This is a genomic window from Limnohabitans sp., assembly GCF_040401495.1.
Taxonomy (GTDB): domain Bacteria; phylum Pseudomonadota; class Gammaproteobacteria; order Burkholderiales; family Burkholderiaceae_C; genus Limnohabitans.
The window spans coordinates 166,693-184,759 of record NZ_JBBAOI010000001.1; the positions used below are offsets into that span (position 1 = coordinate 166,693).

General features: G+C 51.0%; 20 protein-coding genes and 3 tRNA genes. 13 read left to right on the forward strand and 10 right to left on the reverse strand.

Translation table 11 applies throughout. From position 1 onward, the window contains the following. Window positions 1-6: 6 nt before the first annotated feature. Both AC9UEO_RS00840 and AC9UEO_RS00845 read right to left on the reverse strand, forming a co-directional pair. A tRNA-Arg gene (locus tag AC9UEO_RS00840) sits at window positions 7-83 on the reverse strand. 40 nt (window positions 84-123) lie between these two features. Continuing rightward, window positions 124-429 carry a hypothetical protein gene (locus AC9UEO_RS00845; RefSeq protein ID WP_509528655.1) on the reverse strand — a complete coding sequence of 102 codons (306 nt, stop codon included), beginning with the start codon at window positions 427-429 and terminating at the stop codon, window positions 124-126. A gap of 268 nt (window positions 430-697) precedes the next feature. On the opposite strand from AC9UEO_RS00845, the gene AC9UEO_RS00850 reads away from it, so the two are divergent. After that, window positions 698-892 carry an antitoxin VbhA family protein gene (locus tag AC9UEO_RS00850; RefSeq protein ID WP_509528657.1) on the forward strand — a complete coding sequence of 65 codons (195 nt, stop codon included), beginning with the start codon at window positions 698-700 and terminating at the stop codon, window positions 890-892. Continuing rightward, window positions 870-1,457, forward strand: coding sequence for a Fic/DOC family protein (locus tag AC9UEO_RS00855; RefSeq protein ID WP_509528659.1), 588 nt, complete (start codon window positions 870-872; stop codon window positions 1,455-1,457). Before AC9UEO_RS00850 ends, AC9UEO_RS00855 begins: the two co-directional genes overlap by 23 nt. Window positions 1,458-1,514: 57 nt before the next feature. Here AC9UEO_RS00855 and AC9UEO_RS00860 read toward each other — a convergent pair. From AC9UEO_RS00860 to hrcA, 4 genes are all read right to left on the reverse strand, one after another. After that, window positions 1,515-1,591 (reverse strand) — tRNA-Ile (locus AC9UEO_RS00860). A 51-nt stretch (window positions 1,592-1,642) separates the two neighbouring features. Further along, a complete protein-coding gene (locus tag AC9UEO_RS00865; RefSeq protein ID WP_509528661.1) occupies window positions 1,643-2,128 on the reverse strand; it encodes a hypothetical protein in 486 nt (161 codons plus the stop codon). A gap of 4 nt (window positions 2,129-2,132) precedes the next feature. Continuing rightward, complete coding sequence (locus AC9UEO_RS00870; RefSeq protein ID WP_509528663.1) at window positions 2,133-4,517, reverse strand: TerB family tellurite resistance protein; 2,385 nt, start codon at window positions 4,515-4,517, stop codon at window positions 2,133-2,135. 148 nt (window positions 4,518-4,665) lie between these two features. Continuing rightward, on the reverse strand, window positions 4,666-5,673 hold the full coding sequence (gene hrcA, locus AC9UEO_RS00875) for a heat-inducible transcriptional repressor HrcA (RefSeq protein WP_509528666.1): 1,008 nt from the start codon (window positions 5,671-5,673) through the stop codon (window positions 4,666-4,668). A gap of 40 nt (window positions 5,674-5,713) precedes the next feature. Between hrcA and AC9UEO_RS00880 the strand changes: the two genes are divergently transcribed. From AC9UEO_RS00880 to rapZ, 3 genes are read left to right on the forward strand one after another with little or no spacing between them, the layout of a single operon-like run. Continuing rightward, window positions 5,714-6,613 (forward strand): NAD kinase, encoded by a 900-nt coding sequence (locus tag AC9UEO_RS00880; protein ID WP_509528668.1) that lies wholly within the window; start codon window positions 5,714-5,716, stop codon window positions 6,611-6,613. Then, window positions 6,610-8,289 (forward strand): DNA repair protein RecN, encoded by a 1,680-nt coding sequence (gene recN / locus AC9UEO_RS00885; RefSeq protein ID WP_509528670.1) that lies wholly within the window; start codon window positions 6,610-6,612, stop codon window positions 8,287-8,289. Before AC9UEO_RS00880 ends, recN begins: the two co-directional genes overlap by 4 nt. Beyond that, the gene (gene rapZ, locus AC9UEO_RS00890) at window positions 8,286-9,155 is read left to right on the forward strand and encodes an RNase adapter RapZ (protein ID WP_509528672.1); all 870 of its coding nucleotides are present in this window, start codon (window positions 8,286-8,288) and stop codon (window positions 9,153-9,155) included. Before recN ends, rapZ begins: the two co-directional genes overlap by 4 nt. On the opposite strand, the gene mutY is transcribed toward rapZ, so the two are convergent. Both mutY and mutM read right to left on the reverse strand, forming a co-directional pair. Beyond that, window positions 9,152-10,183, reverse strand: coding sequence for an A/G-specific adenine glycosylase (mutY, locus tag AC9UEO_RS00895; RefSeq protein ID WP_509528674.1), 1,032 nt, complete (start codon window positions 10,181-10,183; stop codon window positions 9,152-9,154). The genes rapZ and mutY overlap by 4 nt on opposite strands. Beyond that, the gene (mutM, locus tag AC9UEO_RS00900; protein WP_509528676.1) at window positions 10,180-10,995 is read right to left on the reverse strand and encodes a bifunctional DNA-formamidopyrimidine glycosylase/DNA-(apurinic or apyrimidinic site) lyase; all 816 of its coding nucleotides are present in this window, start codon (window positions 10,993-10,995) and stop codon (window positions 10,180-10,182) included. Before mutM ends, mutY begins: the two co-directional genes overlap by 4 nt. 39 nt (window positions 10,996-11,034) lie before the next feature. Here mutM and AC9UEO_RS00905 point away from each other — a divergent pair, with 39 nt between their 5' ends. The 8 genes from AC9UEO_RS00905 (at window position 11,035) to AC9UEO_RS00940 (ending at window position 17,288) form a co-directional block, all read left to right on the forward strand. Next, complete coding sequence (locus AC9UEO_RS00905; RefSeq protein ID WP_509528679.1) at window positions 11,035-12,798, forward strand: tetratricopeptide repeat protein; 1,764 nt, start codon at window positions 11,035-11,037, stop codon at window positions 12,796-12,798. Next, entirely contained in the window at window positions 12,798-13,316 is a 519-nt protein-coding gene (locus tag AC9UEO_RS00910) for a lipoprotein insertase outer membrane protein LolB (RefSeq protein WP_509528680.1), read from the forward strand. The genes AC9UEO_RS00905 and AC9UEO_RS00910 overlap by 1 nt, the downstream gene beginning before the upstream one ends. A 15-nt stretch (window positions 13,317-13,331) precedes the next feature. Continuing rightward, window positions 13,332-14,177, forward strand: coding sequence for a 4-(cytidine 5'-diphospho)-2-C-methyl-D-erythritol kinase (gene ispE, locus AC9UEO_RS00915; RefSeq protein ID WP_509528682.1), 846 nt, complete (start codon window positions 13,332-13,334; stop codon window positions 14,175-14,177). Between the two features lie 33 nt (window positions 14,178-14,210). Continuing rightward, window positions 14,211-14,287: transfer RNA gene (locus AC9UEO_RS00920), tRNA-Gln, on the forward strand. A 94-nt stretch (window positions 14,288-14,381) separates the two neighbouring features. Further along, window positions 14,382-15,356, forward strand: coding sequence for a ribose-phosphate pyrophosphokinase (locus tag AC9UEO_RS00925; RefSeq protein ID WP_509528684.1), 975 nt, complete (start codon window positions 14,382-14,384; stop codon window positions 15,354-15,356). A 99-nt stretch (window positions 15,357-15,455) separates the two neighbouring features. Next, complete coding sequence (locus AC9UEO_RS00930; protein WP_509528686.1) at window positions 15,456-16,082, forward strand: 50S ribosomal protein L25/general stress protein Ctc; 627 nt, start codon at window positions 15,456-15,458, stop codon at window positions 16,080-16,082. A 278-nt stretch (window positions 16,083-16,360) separates the two neighbouring features. Continuing rightward, the gene (gene pth, locus AC9UEO_RS00935) at window positions 16,361-17,044 is read left to right on the forward strand and encodes an aminoacyl-tRNA hydrolase (RefSeq protein ID WP_509528688.1); all 684 of its coding nucleotides are present in this window, start codon (window positions 16,361-16,363) and stop codon (window positions 17,042-17,044) included. Continuing rightward, window positions 16,992-17,288: a hypothetical protein gene (locus AC9UEO_RS00940; protein ID WP_509528691.1), complete on the forward strand. Its 297-nt coding sequence runs from the start codon at window positions 16,992-16,994 to the stop codon at window positions 17,286-17,288. Before pth ends, AC9UEO_RS00940 begins: the two co-directional genes overlap by 53 nt. An 11-nt stretch (window positions 17,289-17,299) precedes the next feature. On the opposite strand, the gene AC9UEO_RS00945 is transcribed toward AC9UEO_RS00940, so the two are convergent. After that, window positions 17,300-17,563 (reverse strand): YfhL family 4Fe-4S dicluster ferredoxin, encoded by a 264-nt coding sequence (locus AC9UEO_RS00945; protein WP_509528694.1) that lies wholly within the window; start codon window positions 17,561-17,563, stop codon window positions 17,300-17,302. A 7-nt stretch (window positions 17,564-17,570) separates the two neighbouring features. Next, window positions 17,571-18,059, reverse strand: a complete 489-nt coding sequence (coaD, locus tag AC9UEO_RS00950; protein ID WP_509528697.1) for a pantetheine-phosphate adenylyltransferase — start codon at window positions 18,057-18,059, stop codon at window positions 17,571-17,573. Window positions 18,060-18,067: the final 8 nt, after the last annotated feature.

Consider the following 18,067-nt stretch of genomic DNA (forward strand, 5'->3'; position numbering starts at 1 on the left):
AATAAATGGTGCGGCTGGCAGGATTCGAACCCACGACCCCTTGGTTCGTAGCCAAGTACTCTATCCAACTGAGCTACAGCCGCACTGGGCGCAGATCATAACATGTACGAACCAAGGCCCAAGTCATACTGAGCCTTGGTTATCGTTGAAATTTTCTTTGGATTTGACTTTTTGGTGACGCAAATACAAATCAAATCCATGCAACACACCTGCCAAAAATAGACAAATGAGTGAGTAAATTGATATGGATTCTTCAGCGGTGAATCGAAATCCCAACACCAGAAAAAAACCGGGTGCCAGAGAAAAACTCATTTCTGATAGGTTCAGGCCTAGTTGATGCCGCTCGAAATGAAAATAAAAATAGGCCCATTCCAATAGAAAAAATACAATAACCAAATCAAGCAACCAAACAGGTAGTGTGTATTCCATGAATGCATTATCGAGGAATAGCAGAATCAGCTATTTGAATTAAATTACTACAGAAAGTAGCGGAGATTAATGGTGGGCCCACCTAGACTCGAACAAGGGACCAAAGGATTATGAGCAGCTTCAAGAAATAAAACCCCAATGGAATCAATAGTTAAAAGTAGTCTACAGAGGTGTAGAAACAAATGTGGAACTTCAAATCAATGCATTTAATGGGTGACAAACGCACCCTCGACCGCTAAAATTGACCATTAATTAAACCGATATTTCTATGCCAACGCCGCCCCTCAATCAGTCCGCACGTGAAAGAAACGTCGCCAATATGTTGGCCACGTTGCGCATTGAAAAGTTGGAACCTAGCGACAGTCTCAAACCTGCACTTCAAGCCTATGTAGACGGGCAAAAAACGACAGCCGATTTGCTCAACGAAGTCAAAGCAAAGTATGTCTCGTTACGAGGCGGATGACGTCTACTGCATCCCAGGCACTGCTGTTCTGAAGAACAAAGCAGGCATTACAAATCAAGATCTCCTAGACGAATACGAAGCAGACTTCACTGCTGTTCGTATTCTTGAGCTCGCACACACGCCTGTTGAAGGCAATTTTGACTTAACTCACCTCTGCAAAATTCACGAATATCTTTTTCAGGATGTTTATGAATGGGCAGGCGAAATTAGAAGCGTCGATATCATTAGAGGCGACAGCCGTTTTTGCAATGTAAGGCAAATTCAATCGTATTCAAATACGGTTTTTAGCGCCCTTGCTGCTGAGGAATATTTAAACAATCTTGAGTCCACAGCATTAGCCCGCCGATTGGCTCATTACTTATCTGAAATCAATGCCATCCACCCTTTTCGCGAAGGTAATGGGCGTGTTCAGCGACTTTTCATTTCGCAACTTGCAGAGCAAGCAGGATACAAATTAGATTATTCAGCTTTAGGTCAAGAAGAGATCTACTCAGTGATGCAGTCTTCTTTTCTTGGAAATGAAAAACCACTGGCTGATTTGATTTTGAAAATAATCACTTGCTAGATGAAATGGCAAACAGTAAAAAAGCCACTGACTTTAAAAATCAGTGGCTTATCAATTTGGTGGGCCCACCTGGACTCGAACCAGGGACCAAAGGATTATGAGTCCTCTGCTCTAACCAACTGAGCTATAGGCCCTTGGGAAACATTGTAATTGCTAGACTTTGAAGTCTAATGCCGTTTCAAAAATCAATAGATGTCCCACCATTTTTGCTTAACCCATGGTTTGCAAACAAACTCTATGGTTTGACTATCTGAATTGCCTGTTGTCAATTGCAAAATGGCATCTGAAGGTCGAAAAACAAAATGCATTTGCTCGGTTGGAACTGCTTCGCCATTAGTAAGGTTTCCTTTTTCACGGACAAAAGGAAGAATATCCAAGGCAGCTTGGTTAAGAGAAAAACTGGCTTGTAAATGACCACGAACTTGGTTCGTGGCTTCTTTAGCTTCAAACCACTGGGTCATGGTTGGTTGTCTGGGGGTCCCACATTGAGAGGAGTCAACCGGCCAAATTACACAAAAGTCTTGCTCTGTGAGCCGAACAATTTGTTGTTTGTATACATTGGTCATGCTCTCTTGCGCATAACTTTCACAAAAAAATTCTTGCCCTTTTTGGGGGGTACAAGCAGATAAAAAACCTAAAAATAAAACTGCAATGATGCTTCTAAATGTCACAGTATCAAAACCAAGGTTTGGCGCATTGACCCGTAAAAACGGTGACCACCCTCATCTGCCCAACTTCACCATCCATAAATCGCATACCTGAAGATTGACTGAAGACTTGCAAAGCCTGAGTAGTTGCATTGAATTCGAATGCATAAGATGTGTTTTCTACAGCATGGGAGGTGTAGCTTCCATCAAAGCCAACAGAGGTCTGAGCGGCGAAATGGTTTTCTCTGTTAAGTTCTTTGTACAAGGGAAAGCGGTGATTGTCTAGGTACACCTCACCACGCCGAATTTCAATCTTATGCATTTCGGGTATTTTGTTTTCTTGCAAAACCGATGTCGAACTGGGCTCTCCTTGCGTAGTCCAAAAACGTGATTGCTGGGTTTGGCCCTGACAACTGAGGGAGGGGTAAAGTTGGCCGTACCCATAAACTCCCATGGGCATCGAAATAACAAGCGCTGTCGCCATTGCAAAATACTTTAGTGATCTTGCTGACTTGACAGGCACACTGCCTGAAGCGGTTTTGGTTTGGCTTTGACCATTTGTATATTCCAACGATCTATTCAGTAATGCGAGTGACTCGTCCATCTGGACTGATTCGCTGGAATTGCCGCTGACACTGACTTCTGTTGCTTGGTTAGCTTCCTTAGCGCCTTGCAAGCCCAGTCCATCAGAGGGAACAGGCTTTCTAGATAGGCGCACAGACGGAGGTACTTCCACTGTTTGAAAATTTAGCTCTGGCCAAGTGTTTTTCAAGTTGACCTTGTTTTGTCGATCAACTTCAGAAACCGATAGATTCAAGGGCAAAGAGTCAGGCGTTAACTCTACAGAAGGATAGCCATTTCGGGTTGGTGTCGTTGCTGGCACAGGCGCAATATTGGACAGGCTCTTATCAACTTCTTTGGACGCGCGATTACTTGTAAACTTCTCTTTAGGTTGTGCTGCAAAAGCAGATTTTTCATTTCGCTTAGGGAAAAATTGGTTTAATTTTTCATGCACTTGCCCGATATTTTTCTGCAAATCATCTATGCGGATTTCAGATACTAAATTGGGCGGGGTTAGATTGAACCCAGAAAAATCCAAACCCTGAAAGTTGTCAGCATATCCGCCCTCGCCTATGCCTTGCTGTTGTTTACGGAATCCGTTAGCACCAATTTTTTGAACATTGGACAGTGCAGCGGTTTCTTGAACTTTTTGCAAATTGCCATCGACGCTTGCTTGGCCAATCACAGCCTCTCGAATTTTCTCTGTGGCATTGTTAGAGACTCGATCAACGTCATTTTCATCTTGGAAAGTTTCGCTCACCTGCTGGATATTTTCTTGCATGGTGCGGGTGACCAGATCGCTCAAACTGCCTTGCAACTCCTCACTTTGCCATTCGCCTTGATTGGCCGCTCCATTGACTTCTCTTTTGCCATGCACTGCATTGCTGTGCTTATGGCTCAGCTTCATTCCAAATGATTGGCCCCTGCCCTTTCTTCGGGTTCTTCTGCGGGTATGCAAAGACTTGATTTCTTCATCCGTCCCAAAGGGCTTGAAGTTCTTGATCTCTAAGGGGGCGTAGTAGGAACTGAATTGTTTATCTGAGACATCAAAGGCTGCCAACAAGTTACCGAATAACCGTTTTTCAATTTCTACTACTTTGCCATCAGACATCATGCAATCACATACATTGGCCAATATCAGCAATTTTTGATCGGCATTTAACGCAGAGGCCGCTTCTCTACAGAATTGGTTCATTTTGATATTGCGCACATATTGCATCGCAAAGGCTTGCAAGTTTTCAAATTCACCAATAACCACTTGCAACTGTCCAATTTCCTCTTTTGCGATATCGCCGTCAGCTGACATCATGTAAAGCAAAGAGGCTGCCATCGCCAAATGCGGCGTAACCACTTCCTGGTCCAAAAGCTCCGGATCGTAGGGGCCTAGCAGAGATTTTTCGTTTTTTAGCGCTATGGCGCTGTAGTAGGTGGTGAAAGATTTGGCGCTGTAACCGAATGAAATACAAATTTTTTGAAACAATTCTTCTTCTACTTGCTGACACACACCGTCTGCCAGCAAGCAATCGCACAAATTGCACAAAATACACAGCTTGTCTTCGTTGCTTAGAACGGCAGGTGCATCTTTGAGAAATTGATCCAAGGAGATGGTTTCTACATATTCAAACGCCAACTCCAGCACATCTTGGTTGCCGCCAATGACAGCTTGCAGCTGACTACTTTCATGGTCATCAATTTCCCCATCAGCCATGAGCATGTAAAGCAAGGCCACCGCCAAAGATAAAAATGGCGTAAGTTCTATAGGTTCATCAGGCTCAGCCTCACCAGCGTCGACAGAATTAACTTGATTGAGGGCATCGTCGACCGTAGCAAGCGATGACATTGAGGCGTTCATGGGTGTCTAAGAATAATGATTTCTTAGTTTGCACCCTAAATAGAGTTGTCAACACACGTCCTCACACCAAAACACATACAAACCCATGGCCTTAAGTGCTATTTTAAAAAAACTATGTTTACAGCTATCAATATTCAGATAGTTATCATTAAGATGGTTTGTGACTCAAGGCATTACTAAGCAACTTGGATGTAATGTCCACAATTTGAATCATTCGTTCGTAAGGCATTCGGGTGGGGCCAATGACACCCAAGGTACCCACCACTTGCCCGTCTACTTCGTAATTGGCACTCACCACAGACAATTCTTCGAAGGGCACAATTTGGCTTTCACCGCCTATGTAAATTCGCACACCCTCGGCTTGAGAAGAAATATCGAGTAAACGCATGAGTTGCGCTTTTTCTTCAAACAACTCGAAAGCACGGCGTAATTGGCCCATGTCACTGGAAAAATCCGATACCGACAACAAATTACGCTCGCCGCTGATGACCACCTCGTCTTCGCCTTGCACCATAGCTTCAGAGCTGAAATTCACCGCCGCTTGCATCAAAGCAGCAATCTCGCTTCGCAAACTATCGACCTCGGCTTGCAAACGCTCACGCACCTGATCGATACCCATGCCAGCAAAGTTGGCATTGAGGTAATTGGAAGCTTCAACCAATTGGCTTTGCAAAAAATCAGTGTCAGTAAAGATGACGCGGTTTTGTACATCGCCTTCAGGCGTGACGATGATGACCAAAACGCGTTTATCGGAAAGCCGTAAAAACTCAATGTGGTGAAACACCGAACTGCGCTTGGGCGCCATGACCACGCCCACAAAATTGGACAAATTGGACAACAACTGGGCCGCACTGGTGATGACTTTTTGCGGCTGCTCCGCCACCAAACTGGGCGCTTGCAAATGTTGGCGATCAAACGTCAACATGGTGTCAACAAATAATCGGTAGCCACGCGCTGTAGGAATACGTCCCGCAGAGGTATGAGGGCTGACAATCAAGCCCATTTCTTCCAAGTCGGCCATGACATTTCTTACAGTGGCAGGGGATAACTCGATGCCGTTGGCGCGGGAGAGTGTGCGCGAACCCACAGGCTGTCCGTCAGCGATATAGCGCTCTACAAGGGTCTTAAGCAACAACTTGGCGCGATCGTCCAGCATGGTCATCCTTTTGAGGCATTTTAATGATGTAATTTGGCCTATGAACCCTAAGTTTGGCCAAATAGCGCTTATCGGCAAATCCCACGCCTCTTCCAGCCATGGTGCGGCTGCGCCAACAGCTCAACCCATACTGGCCTCTTTGGTGGCTTTTTTGCACAGCCAAGGCTGCGAAGTAGTGCTAGAAAAAGACACCGCAGCGCACTTAGGTGCACAGGATTGCCCAGTCATGGACATCGAAGGTATTGCCAAGAAATGCGATCTTGCTTTGGTCGTGGGAGGCGATGGCACCATGCTGGGTTTTGGCAGGCAACTCGCGCCGCATGGTATTCCATTAATCGGTATCAACCAAGGCCGTTTGGGTTTCATCACTGACATCCCACTGGAACACATGGAAGCCACTTTGCAGCCCATGCTGCAGGGTCACTATGAAGAGGACCAGCGAAGTATGTTGCACGCCCAAGTCTGGCGGGGCAGCGACTGTGTCTTTGATGCGCTGGCTTTGAACGATGTGGTGATCAACCGTGGGGCCTCATCGGGCATGGTGGAGTTGCGCGTATCGGTAGATGGACATTTTGTGGCCAACCAAAGAGCCGATGGCCTGATCATCTCCACCCCTACAGGCTCTACTGCCTATTCTTTGTCGGCTGGTGGCCCACTGTTGCAACCTTCTTTGGGCGGCTTGTTGATGGTGCCAATTGCCCCGCACACTTTTTCCAATCGGCCTTTGGTGTTGGCGGACCACGCAGAGGTGACGATCGAATTGGTGGGGGGACGTGAAGCCAGCGCCAATTTCGATATGCAATCCATGGCCTCTGTGCTGATTGGGGACAAGGTTTTGGTGCGCAAATCACCACACCATGCGGTCTTTCTTCACCCCAAAGGATGGAATTACTTTGACACACTGCGCCATAAACTTCATTGGAATGAGGGTGGTTCATGAGCTTGCAACGCATCAGCCTGCGTGACTTTGTCATTGTTCGCCAACTCGAGCTGGAGTTCAGCGCTGGGTTTACCGTACTCAGCGGGGAAACAGGGGCTGGCAAATCTATATTGATAGACGCACTTCAACTGGTATTGGGCGCCAGAGCAGATGCCAGCGTGGTACGTGAAGGGGCTGCGCGAACCGAGTTGTGCGCTGAGTTTTCCACCCCTGTCCACCTATTCCCTTGGCTGCATGACAACGGTTTTGATGCCACCGATGAACTGCTGCTCAAACGCAGCATCGATGTACAGGGCAAAAGTCGCGCATGGATCAATGGCAGCCCAGCCACTGCCACGCAGTTGCGTGAAATTGGCGACCAACTGCTCGATATTCATGGCCAACACGCTTGGCAAAGCCTGACACGCCCGAGTGCGGTGCGTGACTTACTCGACGCCTACGCTCAACTTCCTGCACAAGCTTTGCAAACGCTATGGAACGATTGGCGACAAAGTTTGCAAACTTTGGAACACGCTCGCTCGGCGCAAGACCAACTGCAACAAGAACGCGAGCGACTGAGCTGGCAAATTGGAGAGGTAGACAAACTCGCCCCAGGCGCAGACGAGTGGGAGGAGTTGAACGCCCAACACACCCGCTTGTCCCATGCGCAGACCCTCTTGGATGCTGCACAAAACGCTCTCACACACCTCCAAGAGGAAGACGCCGCGCACAGCCACTTGGCTCAAGCAGTCAAGGCATTGCAAGAGCAAGCCAATATTGAAGCCGAGTTCCAACAGTTGTCTGACCAACTTGGCTCTGCGCTGGCCCAAGCCGAGGACGCGGCGCACAGCCTGCAAGCGTGGTTGCGCCGAGCCGACCTTGACCCACAAGGCTTGGCGGATATTGATGCGCGCATGGGGCTTTGGGTAGCTTTGTCACGGCGCTACAAACGCACGCCCCAGGAGTTGCCGTCTCTCTACCTCGGTTGGCAGCAAGAACTTGTGAAGCTAGATGCCGCAGTCGATTTGGCATCACTGGAAGCAGCCGAACAAAAAGCCAAAAGCGCATTCATGGCTGAGGCGCGCAAACGCACTCAATCCCGCCAAAAAGCCGCACCTAAATTAGCCACCAGCATCACCCAAGCCATGCAAAATTTGGGTATGCAAGGCGGTCAATTCCAAGTACAGCTGCAAGCCTTGGACGAACCCGCCAGCCATGGCTTAGAGGAAGTGCAGTTTTTAGTGGCAGGTCATGCCAGCAGTACCCCCAAACCAGTGGGCAAGGTTGCCTCAGGGGGTGAGCTCTCTCGCATCGCCTTGGCTATCGCAGTGACAACCAGCCAGCTAGGCACAGCGCAAACACTTATTTTTGATGAAGTAGACGCTGGTGTTGGCGGCGCAGTCGCCGAAACTGTGGGGCGCCTCATGAAACAACTTGGCAAAGACCGCCAAGTGCTAGCTGTGACGCACTTACCCCAAGTAGCCGCTTGCGCCGACCAGCATTGGGTGGTCTCCAAACACGCTGACAAAGAAGGTGTTGCCAGTCAAGTAACCCCAGCTACAGGTGAACAGAGAGTGGCTGAAATTGCCCGCATGCTGGGGGGTGAGCGCTTGTCAGACACCACCCATGCACATGCACGTGAAATGCTGCAAGCGATGACCAAGACCTCTGCAAAACCTAAGGCTACACGCACATGAGCCGCGAACTCATTTTGATCACGGGTATGTCGGGCTCGGGCAAATCAATTGCTCTTCACGCACTTGAAGATGCAGGCTACTACTGCATTGACAACCTCCCGCCCGAGTTGCTGCTGTCTTTGGTGCACCTAGAAGACCAAACACACCAAGACAAGATGGCCATTGCCATGGATGTACGTAGCGCACACGCCTTGCATTTGGTACCCGCGCAGTTGGCCCAACTGCGCGATGAACAGGTGCATGTCAGGTTGCTGTTCCTAGACTCGAACACCGACACACTGGTACACCGTTTTTCTGAAACACGACGCAACCACCCCCTCTCACGCGCCGATAAAGGTGCGGCGGTATCAACCCGCGATTTAATCGCGGCAATTGAACTCGAGCGCAAACTTTTGTCTGATTTGCGCGAAGAGTCGCACATCATCGACACCAGTTTGTTACGTGCAGTAAAGCTGCAAGACTATGTGCACTCTTTGGTCACAGCGCCCAGCGCCCAGCTAACCCTGATGTTCGAATCTTTTGCCTTCAAGCGCGGCATCCCTGTTCATGCTGATTTTGTGTTTGATGTGCGCATGTTGCCCAATCCCCATTACGAACCCGATCTCAAGCCCTTGACTGGTCGCGAAGCTGCGGTGGCGCTTTGGTTGGCGCAGCAAACGTCCGTACAAACCATGATGTTGCATATCAGCGATTTTTTACAGCAATGGCTGCCATCGCTTAAAAACGACCACCGCAGCTATGTGACGGTCGCCATCGGTTGCACGGGTGGGCAACACCGTTCGGTGTACTTGGTAGAGGCCTTGCACCAACGCTTTTCCCCTGATTGGGTCAGCCTCAAACGTCACCGCGAACTCGACCTTAGCTAAACCAACAAAAGCTGGCGCACGGGCGCAGGCAGGCCTAAGTTGGGCCAGTCTTGGGCACTCCACCACCGCCCTGTCTCCCCCAAGTTTTTCGCTATTGGTAAAGCCAAATGCGCCACATGCAAATGCAAATCCTTGTGGGTCAGCACATGCACAAAGGAAGGCGCAAACTGCAACTTGCTTTGCAAAGGCTTGGGCAACGACGCCAGCAAAGCATCTTCGCTGTCAAAAATCGGAAACGTAAACAAACTCGCCCATACACCTTTAGGCGGACGCTGCTGCAACCAAACCGCATGCTCAGCGCTACGGGCAAACAGCAACCACATCGCCTGAGCGCTGCGTTTGAGCTTGCGCGACTTGACGGGGTAGTGGCTGGTTTGGCCTTCATGGTGCGCCACACAAATGTCTTGCATAGGGCAGCGAGCACATGCGGGCTGGCTGCGTGTACACAAAGTAGCACCCAGATCCATCATTCCTTGGGTGTAGGTTGGCATATCGCTTTGTTGTGTAGGCAATGCCTGCTGTGCAATCTTCCACAGCGCTTTTTCGTGAACTGCTTGCGACAAATCGTGTCCAAAGCCATGGACCCGTGTCAGCACCCGCAACACATTGCCATCCAAAATTGCATCCCTTTGACCAAAGCACAAAGAAGCGATGGCTGCAGCGGTAGACGGGCCAATGCCAGGCAACTGTTGAAGGCCCTCTTTGCTGCTTGGAAAAACACCACCAAGTTCACTCGCCACCATCTGTGCACAGCGGTGCAAATTTTTGGCTCGGCTGTAATAGCCCAAACCGCTCCACAACCCCAACACCTCATCCAAACTGGCACTGGCCAAAGCAGTTACTGTTGGGAAACGCTTTAAAAACTTGTCGTAATAACCCATGACCGTCACAACTTGAGTTTGTTGCAGCATGATCTCGGATAACCACACTCGGTAGGGGTCTGCATTCTTCTGCCAAGGTAGGTCATGCCGGCCATGCTGCTTTTGCCAAGCCACCAAACGAGAAGCAAAACTTGACGTCTTGCTCATGGCTTTTGGCAATGAACGCAATAAAAGGTAGAGCGCTGCCCTTGCACCAAGCGTTTAATGGTGGTGGCGCATACGCGGCAAGCTTGCCCCGCACGGTCATAGACCATGGCTTGCAACTGAAAGTAACCGTTTTGACCTTGCGCATTGGAAAAATCTCGCAGGCTGCTGCCACCTTGGGCAACGGCTGCCATCAGCACTTCCCGAATGGCTGCGTGAAGCTTAAAAGCTCGGACTTTGCTGATGCGATGAGCGCGTGTGGTCGGACGAATACCTGCCATGAAAAGCGCTTCGCTGGCGTAAATATTGCCAACGCCGACCACCACATCACCCGCGAGCAATAACTGCTTGATGGCGGTTTGGCGGGTTTTCAGTGCTTTGGCGAATAGCTCAGGGTCGAAACTGTCCTCCAAAGGCTCCACACCCAAATGTCCCAACAATTTTTGGGCGACAAGGCTGTCTTGGCTGGGGGCATAAACCACTGCACCAAAGCGGCGTGGATCATGCAAGCGCAGCAAGCCTTTGTCGGTCAGGCAATTGAAGTGGTCGTGCGGACCCGGTGGGCTTAAGGCTTCGCCAAAAGACAAAGACCCTGACATCCCAAGGTGAATCAACAACAAACCTTGGCTTAAATCAAGCAAAAGGTATTTGCCCCGCCTGCGAACCCCTAATACCTCTAGTCCTTGCAAACTTTCAGGGGTACACCCCAAAGGCCAGCGCAAAGCTTTGCCCATGGCCACATTTGCAATCTTCCCACCAGCGATGCGGGAGGCAAAACTCAGGCGAGTCACTTCAACTTCGGGTAATTCAGGCATGGAGAGCAGACTAGGGAATGCTGCGATTATCATTCCCTGATGAACTTTTACTCTTGTACTTCCGCTCTACGCGGCGCTGGGCTTGCTGGTGTCACCACTTTGGCCTTTTTCGCTGGCTTTATTCACTCTGCTTGGGCGCAGCAATCTGCCCCACCCCAAGCGCCTGAAACAGCCGCCATTGAAAACTCCAAACTCAATGCCGAATGGATGCTGCTGATCTTGTTAGGTGAAATGCAGGTCACCCAAGGCAACCCCAGTGCTGGCTACTCCATGATTTTTGAAGCCGCCCGCAAAAGCGGGGACGAAACGGTTTTCAAACGTGCGGTTGAAATCGCCTTGGCCACACGCTCAGGCCCCTTGGCACTTGAAAGTGCCAAGGCTTGGAAAAAAGCGCACCCCAAATCGCACGAAGCCAACAGCTATGTGCTGCAAATACAGATTGCCTTGAACCAACTGACCGAAAGCGTCACCACACTGCGCTCGAGCATCAGCTTGTTGCCCCCAGAACAACAGGCTGAAGGCATCACCGGCATCCCCCAAATTTATTCACAGGTGCAGGACAAAGAATTGGCCAATGCCGTGGTCGAGCAAGCTTTGAGCCCCTATACCGCCCAAGAGAGTACAGCAGCGGTGAGTTGGGCCACCATCGGGCGTATGCGCATTTGGGCGAAAAAACTGCCCCAAGCAGTGGAAGCGGCCAAATTGGCTTTGGCCAAATCGCCCGATTCTCCAGAACCCGCCATGCTGGCCTTGGAGTTGTTGTCACTGGGTGAATCGCAAGCGGAAGAACTGGTGTTGCAAGCCTTGAAAAAAAATGGGCAACCTAATCTACAGCTGAGTTATGCCCGAGTTTTGATCGACAACCAGCGTTTGAATGATGCCTTGGTGCAGCTACAAAAACTCTCCCAAGATATGCCCAATTTCTCCGATGTGTGGCTGCTGTTGGGCGCAGTGCAAGTTGAACAAGCTCAAGACGAGCAAGCCAAAGCTTCGCTGCTGCGCTTTCTTGATTTGGAAAAGGACAAACAAGAGGTGCGCGGTCTTTCGCAAGCCTATCTGATGCTTTCCCAAATCGCCATCAAAGCCAAAAACGACCAAGAAGCTGAGTCGTGGCTGAACAAAATTGAAGACCCAGAACAACTGACTCAAGTTCAGGTACAAAGGGCCAACCTGATCGCAAGCAAAGGTGATATCAACAAAGCACGTGCCTTGATCGCCCAATTGCCTACCAATACACCTCAGGCCAAGCGAGCCAGGTTGCAAGCCGAGGTCAAGTTGCTGCGCGACTACAAAAAATTCGATGATGCTTACCAATTATTGAGCAAGGCCAGCAAAGACGAACCCGACGACCTCGACCTGCGCTACGAGGTGGCGATGTTGTCTGAGAAGTTAGGCCGCTTAGACGAAATGGAAAAACTTTTACGCAGCATCATCGTCGCCAAGCCCGACTTCCAACATGCCTACAACGCTTTGGGGTTCTCCTTGGCTGATCGCAATTTACGTTTGCCTGAAGCCCGTGAACTGATTGTCAAAGCCTTGGAATTTGCACCTGAAGAACCCTACATCGTCGACAGTTTGGGATGGGTGGAATTTCGCATGGGCAACAAGTTATCTGCTCTGGCCATCTTGGAGCGCGCCTATGCAACTCGGCCGGACGTAGAAATCGCTGCGCATTTAGGCGAAGTTCATTGGAGTTTGGGGCAGCAAGACAAGGCAAAAAAAATTTGGCGTGAGGCTATGCGCCTAGACCAATCCAACGAACTGCTGCGACAGACCTTGAAGCGCTTGAAAGTCAAGCTCTGATGCTTTACGCCAGACAGTGCTGGCCTGCGCTTGGCTGTGCCTTGCTTGTTTTGCTAACGGCTTGTAGTCATGCACCGCGCCATGTGGCAGTGGACTCAACGAACCCCGAGGCGATAGGCCACTGGGAGGGGCGCTTAACCCTTAGGGTGGCAAAAAATCCGCCTGAACAATTCAGCACAGCCTTCGAAATGACAGGACGTCCCGAGCAAGGTCAACTCAGTTTCTTGTCGCCCTTGGGCACCACCTTGGCGAGGGTGCACTGGAACCCACAAGGGGCGAGTTTGCAGCAAGGCTCAGACGTGCAAAATTTTGCCTCCATGGACGATTTGACCCTGCGCCTAACTGGCGCGGCCTTGCCTTTGCCTCAATTGATGGCTTGGCTAGACCGCACAGGCCCAGCAGTCAATGGTTGGCAAATCAATGCCCAAGCCTTGCAGTCGGGCCGCCGTGTGCTGGCAGATCGGCAACAACCTTTGCCTGCCTTGCAGTTGACGGTATTGCTAGACCCCAACCCCTGACGCTTTGTTGATGTCATGAAGTCCTTGCACCATGTCCCCGCGCCTGGCAAATTGAATTTGTTTTTGCACGTCACTGGCCGCCGCGCCGATGGCTATCACTTGCTGCAATCGGCTTTCATGCTGATCGATTGGTGGGATGTACTGCACTTTGACCTGCAAGAAGATGGCCAAGTTTTGCGCCAAGACCTTGGCCCCCCTTTACCTGCTCTTGACCTTTGCTTGAAGGCTGCCCAATCGTTGCAAAAAGCCAGTGGCACGTCCCAAGGTGCACTGATTCGGGTACAAAAAAACCTACCCTGCGAAGCGGGTTTGGGTGGAGGGTCATCTGACGCAGCCTCCACTTTGCTGGCATTGAACCGACTATGGGGGCTGAATTGGCCACTGTCGCGACTGCTGCCCATTGGCGCTGCATTGGGTGCGGATGTGCCGTTTTTTTTAGGTGGTCGAAACGCTTGGGTGCAAGGCATTGGCGAGCAATTGCAGCCAATCGATTTGCCTACTGCGCGGTTTGTGGTGCTCAAACCGCAACAAGGCCTGTCCACCGCCACGATTTTTCAAGACCCCTTGCTGGTTCGAGATTTTCAGCCTGCTACAATATTGGACTTTGCTGCACAGCCTTACGCCTTTGGGCGCAATGACTTGCAAGCTGTTGCCCAAAGGCTGTGTCCCGAGGTTTCTCAAGCCCTGCGTTGGCTGGAAAACCAAAGTTTGCAGCCACGGATGACAGGTTCAGGTAGCGCGGTGTTTGCCAAAATCGAGCCTTTGACGGTGTTACCCCACCCCCCCAAAGGATGGACTTGGCGGATTTGCAGCAATTTGGAGGTTCATCCTTTGCACCGATGGGTCTCCTGCGACGATTAGCTGGAAACGTGTTGAAAAACAAGTTTCCCGTGTAGGGGAGTCGCCAAGTTGGTTAAGGCACTGGATTTTGATTCCAGCATGCGAAGGTTCGAATCCTTCTTCCCCTGCCACCTTTTTGCACTTCGCCGGAAGTGACGTTCAGCGGCATTTCTGCAGATTTGCTGGCTGCTTGTCCTTCTTTTTTGTCCACCACTCAAGCCAGCCATGTCAAACGCTCCCTCCGATTTCATGGTCTTTACCGGCAATGCCAACCCTGTTTTGGCCGCCGAAATCGCAGAGCACCTGGGCATCAAACTGGGCGCGGCTGAGGTCGGTCGTTTCTCGGACGGCGAAGTCACTGTTGAAATCAACCAAAATGTCCGTGCCCGCGACGTGTTTGTGGTGCAGTCAACCTGCTACCCCACCAATGAAAACCTGATGGAATTGATGATCATGGTCGACGCTTTAAAGCGAGCCTCGGCCGAACGCATCAGCGCCGTCATCCCTTATTTCGGCTATGCCCGCCAAGACCGTCGTCCCCGCTCTTCACGGGTACCCATTTCCGCCAAGGTTGTGGCTGATTTGCTGCAAACGGTGGGCGTAGCGCGGGTGCTGACCATGGACTTGCATGCCGATCAAATCCAAGGATTTTTCGATATTCCCGTGGATAACATCTACGCCTCACCCGTATTACTGGGCGATTTGCGTTTACAAAACTACGACGACCTGATTGTGGTCTCCCCTGATGTCGGCGGCGTGGTGAGGGCTCGCGCTTTGGCCAAGCAACTCGGTTGCGATTTGGCCATCATTGACAAGCGCCGCCCCAGAGCCAATGTGTCCGAGGTGATGCACGTTATTGGCGACATTGAAGATCGCAACTGCGTGGTCATGGACGACATGATTGACACTGCTGGTACCTTGGTCAAAGCTGCCGAGGTGCTCAAGCAACGGGGCGCCAAAAAGGTTTACGCCTATTGCACCCACCCGATTTTTTCTGGCCCCGCCATCCAACGCATCACCGAAGGTGCAGCCCTTGACGAAGTTGTCGTCACCAACACCATTCCGCTCAATGCGCAAGCGTTGGCATGTTCCAAGATTCGCCAACTCTCGGTGGCGCCGTTGATCGCAGAGACGATTCAGCGCATCGCCAAGGGAGAGTCGGTCATGAGTTTGTTCTCTGATCAGGATCAGCTTTTTTAAGCTCAAGCCCATTCAGGAAACAACACAGCGGGGCTGTTCGCAGCCCTTTATTGAAACCGAAGTCACACTGGTCGCGGTGGACTTCATCAGGAGAAGAAAATGAAATTTGTCGCTTTTGAGCGCGCTAAGCAAGGTACGGGTGCGAGCCGCCGTCTGCGCATCACCGGTCGCACGCCCGGTATCGTCTATGGTGGCAAGGCGCATCAGCCCCAGTCCATCGAACTCGACCACAACGCACTGTGGCACGCACTGAAAAAAGAGGCTTTCCACGCTACCATTTTGGAGATGGAGCTGGCTGGCAAAACTTCCAAAGTCTTGCTGCGTGACGTTCAGTACCATCCCTTCAAACAACTTGTGTTGCACATCGACTTTCAACGCGTAGAAGTCGATACCGTGTTGCACATGAAAGTGCCTTTGCATTTCAGCGGTCAGGAAAACTCGCCCGCTGTCAAAGTCGATGCTTGTTTGGTCAACCCCGTCATCAACGAGTTGGAAATCACCTGCTTGCCAGCTGATTTGCCCGAGTTCATCGCTGTGGACTTGAGCGACTTGAAAAAAGGTCACTCTTTGCATGTCAACGACATCAGCTTACCCAAGGGCGTCAAAGCTGTGGTTCATGGCAAAAACAACCCTGTGGTGGTCAGCGTGGTCACGGTTGTCGAAGAAGCTGCGCCAGAAGTCGCACCTGCTGCTGCCGCACCTGCCAAGGGCAAGGGCAAGAAGTAATCTTTAGCGCTGCAAATGCAGCCCAATGGTTCAAGGCCCGCTTCATGCGGGCTTTTTTTCGTCATTGCGAGGCCAAAGGCCGAAGCAATCCCTGTGTAGGTGCGTGACGTGGTTTAGGGCTGCTCGCTGTCCGACAGTCTGGGTCGGGCCGACTCGAACATTGGCACGCAGTGGCAGTCAGAGGCGACCGAGCCCACAGTGGCGGGTCAGCGGGAGATGGCTTCGCTGCGCTCGCCATGACGGATAGGGTCTCGGGAGGACGGGTAGATAATTCCTGCATGATCAAATTGTTAGTTGGCTTGGGCAACCCAGGCGCTGAATATGAGCACACTCGCCATAACGCCGGTTTTTGGTGGGTAGACCAACTGGCCGCGCAATTAAAAGTTCAGTTGCAACCAGAGAAAAACTTCCATGCTTGGGCAGCACGCACCACGTTTCAAGGGCAGACGCTTTGGCTGCTCAAACCCGCCACCTTCATGAACTTGTCAGGCAAATCGGTAGCTTCGTTGGCGAAGTTTTACAAAATTGCCCCTGAGAACATGCTGGTCGCGCACGACGAGCTAGACCTGGTGCCTGGCGAAGCCAAACTCAAATTCGGTGGCGGCCACGCCGGACACAACGGCTTGCGTGATATCCATGCCCAAATGGGCACTGATGCCTATTGGCGCTTGCGCATAGGTATAGGTCACCCTGGTGTCAAGTCGGAAGTGGTTCACTGGGTTTTGAAGAAACCTGCACCTGAGCAGCGAATATTGATTGACACTTCCATTGACCGTAGCCTGCAAGCCTTAGCCTGCTTGGTAAGCGGAGAGATGGAAAAAGCCATGCAAATGGTGCATACCAGCAAACCGCCTAGGCCTAAACCGCCACGTCCGGCGGCGGCCTCTCCTCTAAAGGAAGGCGATTCCCATGAAAAACATCCTGCCCTTGGTGACCCAGCTTCTGGGTCTGACACTGTTTAGCCTGTCACTGACGACATCCCCCGCCCTTCACGCCAAAGCCAAAGAAAAACCTGCCCTGCTTTGCGAGCACGAAGGGCAAATGAAACCTTGCGAAGACTCTCAGTCTGACAAGGTGGCTGACAAAGGCAAACCTCGCGCCTTCAAAGCGCAAGCCAGCGATGAGGGGGTCGACAAAGCCAAAGCCAAGGCCAAAAAGAAAAAAACCAAGACGAAAAAAAACCGCAAAGCAGCGGCTAGTCAATAGCGCTGAAGCGGTCAAGCGCTTGGTGTGGGTAGACCCACCAAGCGGCGGTATTTGGTCCACAGTGTGTCGCGGTTCTCGACATGCTGTGGGTCTAGCGGAATACACGCAACAGGGCACACCTGAACGCACTGCGGCTCATCGTAGTGGCCTACGCATTCGGTGCATTTGGCGGGTTCAATTTGGTAAATCTGCACACCCATGAAGATGGCGTTGTTGGGGCATTCGGGTTCGCACACATCACAGTTGATGCACTCGTCCGTGATCATCAAGGCCATATGTGCTTCAAGCTGCTTTTTTGGTCAGCATAAACCGCAACACGCTGGGCGAGACAAACTGGGTGACGTCGCCGCCCAAGTTATTGACCTCACGTACCAAGGTGCTAGAGATGCACTGATAGACATCGAGCGTATTTAAAAACACTGTATCGATCTTGGGTGCGAGCCGGCGGTTCATGCCTGCCAACTGAAATTCGTAATCGAAATCGGTCATGGAGCGAATCCCGCGCACCATGGTGGTCGCGCCCAAGCTGGCAGCAAAATCAATCACCAACCCATCAAAGGTTTTGACTTGCACATTGGCACAGTCGCGCAAAGCTTCACGGGTCATGCTCAAGCGTTCTTCCAAAGTGAACATGGTTTTTTTATGGTGGGCGCTGGCCACCGCCAACACCACTTGGTCAAACATGCGAGCGGCACGCCGAACAATGTCCTCATGTCCCAAAGTGATGGGGTCAAAGGTTCCAGGGTAAAGGGCGATGACTTGGGCCGACATGAATGCTC

Coding starts and splice junctions, on each gene's coding strand:
- AC9UEO_RS00945 (WP_509528694.1), bottom strand. CDS start 17,563: ATGGCCTTGATGATCACGGACGAGTGCATCAACTGTGATGTGTGCGAA.
- AC9UEO_RS00870 (WP_509528663.1), bottom strand. CDS start 4,517: ATGAACGCCTCAATGTCATCGCTTGCTACGGTCGACGATGCCCTCAAT.
- AC9UEO_RS00940 (WP_509528691.1), top strand. CDS start 16,992: ATGAAAAACATCCTGCCCTTGGTGACCCAGCTTCTGGGTCTGACACTG.
- AC9UEO_RS00845 (WP_509528655.1), bottom strand. CDS start 429: ATGGAATACACACTACCTGTTTGGTTGCTTGATTTGGTTATTGTATTT.
- AC9UEO_RS00850 (WP_509528657.1), top strand. CDS start 698: ATGCCAACGCCGCCCCTCAATCAGTCCGCACGTGAAAGAAACGTCGCC.
- AC9UEO_RS00930 (WP_509528686.1), top strand. CDS start 15,456: ATGAAATTTGTCGCTTTTGAGCGCGCTAAGCAAGGTACGGGTGCGAGC.
- mutM (WP_509528676.1), bottom strand. CDS start 10,995: ATGCCTGAATTACCCGAAGTTGAAGTGACTCGCCTGAGTTTTGCCTCC.
- AC9UEO_RS00905 (WP_509528679.1), top strand. CDS start 11,035: ATGAACTTTTACTCTTGTACTTCCGCTCTACGCGGCGCTGGGCTTGCT.
- AC9UEO_RS00880 (WP_509528668.1), top strand. CDS start 5,714: ATGAACCCTAAGTTTGGCCAAATAGCGCTTATCGGCAAATCCCACGCC.
- mutY (WP_509528674.1), bottom strand. CDS start 10,183: ATGAGCAAGACGTCAAGTTTTGCTTCTCGTTTGGTGGCTTGGCAAAAG.
- recN (WP_509528670.1), top strand. CDS start 6,610: ATGAGCTTGCAACGCATCAGCCTGCGTGACTTTGTCATTGTTCGCCAA.
- coaD (WP_509528697.1), bottom strand. CDS start 18,059: ATGTCGGCCCAAGTCATCGCCCTTTACCCTGGAACCTTTGACCCCATC.
- AC9UEO_RS00925 (WP_509528684.1), top strand. CDS start 14,382: ATGTCAAACGCTCCCTCCGATTTCATGGTCTTTACCGGCAATGCCAAC.
- hrcA (WP_509528666.1), bottom strand. CDS start 5,673: ATGCTGGACGATCGCGCCAAGTTGTTGCTTAAGACCCTTGTAGAGCGC.
- AC9UEO_RS00855 (WP_509528659.1), top strand. CDS start 870: ATGTCTCGTTACGAGGCGGATGACGTCTACTGCATCCCAGGCACTGCT.
- AC9UEO_RS00910 (WP_509528680.1), top strand. CDS start 12,798: ATGCTTTACGCCAGACAGTGCTGGCCTGCGCTTGGCTGTGCCTTGCTT.
- rapZ (WP_509528672.1), top strand. CDS start 8,286: ATGAGCCGCGAACTCATTTTGATCACGGGTATGTCGGGCTCGGGCAAA.
- ispE (WP_509528682.1), top strand. CDS start 13,332: ATGAAGTCCTTGCACCATGTCCCCGCGCCTGGCAAATTGAATTTGTTT.
- pth (WP_509528688.1), top strand. CDS start 16,361: ATGATCAAATTGTTAGTTGGCTTGGGCAACCCAGGCGCTGAATATGAG.